The organism is Penaeicola halotolerans (assembly GCF_016464625.1).
Taxonomy (GTDB): Bacteria; Bacteroidota; Bacteroidia; order Cytophagales; family Cyclobacteriaceae; genus Penaeicola; species Penaeicola halotolerans.
In genome coordinates, this window is record NZ_JAEAGO010000085.1 from 1 (window position 1) to 266 (window position 266).

The following is a 266-nucleotide window of genomic DNA, read 5'->3' on the forward strand; positions in this document are numbered from 1 at the left end:
TTGGCTACCAAGCCTGCGCCTGCTACTATTACCGTGACTGTAGCCTCATCTGTATTGCCTGGATTCAGTGAGTCAACTAATCTATATACTAAGGTGTAGGTACCAGCCGCTGTGCCTGCCGCTACATCTATCTCTCCTGTCGTAATGTCTAAGGTTAATGGCGCATCTGCTGATACAACTACAAGATCTGTCTCTGTAAGTGCTGCTGGAGTAACTCCATTGTAACTGTCATTCGCCAATACATTGATCAAGTCATCTGCTCCAGT

General features: G+C 46.2%; 1 protein-coding gene. It reads right to left on the reverse strand.

What is annotated here, in order from left to right:
• Positions 1–266, reverse strand: a 266-nt coding sequence (locus tag I5349_RS13790; RefSeq protein WP_226391360.1) for a hypothetical protein, incomplete at both ends; no start/stop codon positions are given.